Raw genomic sequence first — 3,093 nt, forward strand, 5'->3', positions numbered from 1 at the left:
TGATCGTCGGCGTGGTGTTCCTCGTGACGCGCCTCGAGCTGTGGGGTCGGGTGTTCGCCGGGATCATGGATCTCGGTGCCCTGGGCCTCGCCCTCTGGGGGCTCGTCGTGGTCGCGGTGCTGACCGCGCTGTCATTCCTCGCCTTCCGGCGCGCGCGTCCGTAGGGGCGGATGCTTTCACGAAGGGCTCGATCCGCGAGGTCGGGCCCTTCTGGCGCGGCACGGGGGCGGATGCCGGGTCAGATCGTGTCGTCGGCGGCGATGATGTCGAGGGTCCAGGTGCGGGTATCGGGAGCGGCTTCATCATGCGCCTCGGTGACCTGTTTGATCACGTCGTGGATGCGCTTCTCCAACTCGACGTACTCATGCGGGGTCAGCCGGAGGTTGACCTGCGAGAACGTGCCGTGCACGTCCGGGTCGCGCCCGGTGACGTATTCGGGCACCCAGGTGACCACCCGCCGCACCATGTCGATGTGGTCGTCGACGAGGGCGCTCATCAGCGCGCCGCCGAGCAGCTCGTCCTCGACGGGCCGCGCGGGTGAGCCGATGTTCCAGGATCCCTCGATGGCCTTCCAGACGCGGTCGCGTTTATCGCGAGCGTGCTCCGGGGCCTCTTCGATGAGTCCGGCATCCGCGAGGACACGCAGGTGGAAGCTCACACTGTTCGCCGGAACCCCGAGATCTGCGGCGATGTCCGCTGCCCGCGCGTAGTCGCGCTTGACCAGGGTTTTTGCAATGCGCCGGCGCATCGGGTGCGCGTATGCCTTCAGCATCGCCGTCGTCGCGTGCTTCGCCTCAGGGTACGGATCTTCGATCGTCACGTCATCCGTCATGCCCCGATCATATCCGCACCCGGTATTGCGCAAGAATACTTGTGCAACTTCTCTTGCGCATTTACGATCGGTTCCATGACCACCACCGCCCCGACCCACCGGCTCGCCACGAACGGCCGATACGTCACTTGGCTCGTGAGCGACACGGCCAAGGGCGTGGCCTCGGGCCTTTTCGGCTTCGCGGTGCCGTTGATCGCCCTGTTCATCACGGATGATCCGGCCCTGGCCGGCGTGCTCGGCGCGGTCGGCATGGCGGTGCGCACCGTCACCACCATCTACGGGGGCGTGCTCGCCGACCGGCATCAACGAATCAGCATGATGGCGATCGGATCGACCATCGGCATCCTGCTCGCCGCATCCTTCACCGTCCTGGCCCTCGTAGACGCGCTCACCTTCACTTCGCTCATGGTTCTGCAGGTGCTCCTCGCCGCCCGAGCAGGCCTCTTCGACATCGCCGGAGAGAGCGCGATCAAGGAGATCGTCCCCGACGACGCCATGGGCCGCGCCCAGGCCGCCAACCAGGGACGCGACGCGGTACTTCAACTCATCGGAGGCCCGCTCGGAGGAGCTCTTCTCGCCGCCGGCGCCTGGCTCATCGGCGCTGCGATGAGCGTGTTCCACGCCGTCGCCGCTGTCACGGCATGGATGCTGCTGCGCTCGGGCCGTCGGGAGGCGTCCCGCCCATCGGAGGCTGACGGCGTGTCCCGACTCGGCGAGGACCAATCCGCCGCGCCTCTCCCGATCGACGGCACGACCAAACCGAATGCGCTGCGGGAAGTGCGCGCGGGATTCAGCTGGCTGTTCTCCCGCCCCGACCTGCGGTGCGTGCTCTTCGTCGCGACCATCATCAATCTCGGCTTCAACACCGCGCTGACCTGCGCCATCTACGCCCTGCAGCAAGAAGGCCACCCGCCCATCACGATCGGCCTGTTCGCGACGGGAGCCGGTGTCTCGATGCTCTTCGGTGCCCTTCTTGCCCCGACGATCGTCGCCCGGGTCCGCGCCAGCGTGATCATCATCGCGGGGCTCGCCGTTGCCGCACTCGGGGTTGCGGGCATGATCGGCACAACCGAGCCGCTCGCCCTGACGATCCTGCTCGCGTTCACGGTCTTCTTGATCCCCGCGTTGAATGCGGCACTGATGGGCTACTTCATGGTGGCGACGCCCAGCGCTCTCCTCGGCCGCGCGAACAGCGCCAGCGCCGTGCTGGGAATGGGCGCCATGCCCCTTGCCCCGCTGATAGCGGGCTTCGGCGTGAGCTGGTGCGGACGCGGGCTCACTCTCGTCACAGCATCCGCCCTCTGCACCATCGCCGTCCTTCTCGCCGCCACCAACCGGGCACTGCGCGCCCTCCCCGCCGAGGCCCGCTGGGCGGCGCACGCCGCACGCCGCACAGTTCGCCGACGACTGATCGCGCATACTTGACTCTGACACCGTGTGAGGCAGGAGAACAGGATCATGTCCATCGAGATCATCGAGAAGCCCCTGCCAACGGTGCGCTTGGCAGCCCGGCGCCGCGTCGTCAGATCGCAACCGGAGATCGCCGGTGTCGTCGGTCCGGCATTCGACGCCGTGGCATCGATCATCGGCGACGAGTGCGGTTCGCTGCAGACACCCATCGCGCAGTATGCGAGCAACGAGGACGGCACAGAGGTCGTCGCCGGGTACGCCTATAACGGCCCGGCACAGCCGGGCTTCGAGCTCATCGACCTGGATGCCGCCGAGACAGCCGTCTGCGGCATCCACCTCGGCACGATGGACCGCATCGCCGTCAGCTGGCAGGCCCTGCACAACGAGATCATCGCGCGCGGCTACACCCCGGACGGCCCCTGCCGCGAGCTCTACGTGCGCGCCGTCTCCGACGATCAGTCGGACTGGGGCACCGAGCTGCAGCAGCCCGTGACCCGCGCCTGACTGCGCTCAGGACCACGATCAGAGCGCGCCGGTGAGCGCGGCGATGCCTGCGATGACCGACACGAGCGCCAGCACCATTGCGATCGCGATGAGGATCGCGTGCACCTTCATGAACGCGGTGGCCTTGCCGGCCTCGTCACGGGCGCGAGGATCGTTCGCGACGCGCTTGTAGAACTGCGGCCAGACGATCACGTTGAAGGCGGCATTGAGGAACAGCAGCACGGCGAGAGCAATCACCTGATCAGCGTATCAACCGGATACCTGCCCTTAACGAAGAAGAGCCATCCCGGAGACCGGGATGGCTCAGCACGCGAAAACACGCGTTAACGCAAGAAAGCCACCCAACA

4 protein-coding genes are annotated in these 3,093 nt (G+C 67.0%); 2 read left to right on the forward strand and 2 right to left on the reverse strand.

Annotation, left to right across the window (positions count from 1 at the left end):
• Positions 1 to 238 precede the first annotated feature (238 nt).
• Positions 239 to 832, reverse strand: coding sequence for a helix-turn-helix domain-containing protein (locus tag Q0Z66_RS12335; protein ID WP_298041594.1), 594 nt, complete (start codon positions 830 to 832; stop codon positions 239 to 241).
• Between the two features lie 75 nt (positions 833 to 907).
• On the opposite strand from Q0Z66_RS12335, the gene Q0Z66_RS12340 reads away from it, so the two are divergent.
• Together Q0Z66_RS12340 and Q0Z66_RS12345 are read left to right on the forward strand one after the other, a co-directional pair.
• Positions 908 to 2,257, forward strand: coding sequence for an MFS transporter (locus Q0Z66_RS12340; protein WP_298041596.1), 1,350 nt, complete (start codon positions 908 to 910; stop codon positions 2,255 to 2,257).
• Positions 2,258 to 2,290: 33 nt separating this feature from the next.
• Complete coding sequence (locus Q0Z66_RS12345) at positions 2,291 to 2,746, forward strand: GyrI-like domain-containing protein (RefSeq protein ID WP_298041598.1); 456 nt, start codon at positions 2,291 to 2,293, stop codon at positions 2,744 to 2,746.
• A gap of 18 nt (positions 2,747 to 2,764) precedes the next feature.
• On the opposite strand, the gene Q0Z66_RS12350 is transcribed toward Q0Z66_RS12345, so the two are convergent.
• Positions 2,765 to 2,983, reverse strand: coding sequence for an SCO4848 family membrane protein (locus Q0Z66_RS12350; protein WP_298041600.1), 219 nt, complete (start codon positions 2,981 to 2,983; stop codon positions 2,765 to 2,767).
• Positions 2,984 to 3,093: the final 110 nt, after the last annotated feature.

The organism is uncultured Microbacterium sp. (assembly GCF_947632095.1).
Taxonomy (GTDB): Bacteria; Actinomycetota; Actinomycetes; order Actinomycetales; family Microbacteriaceae; genus Microbacterium.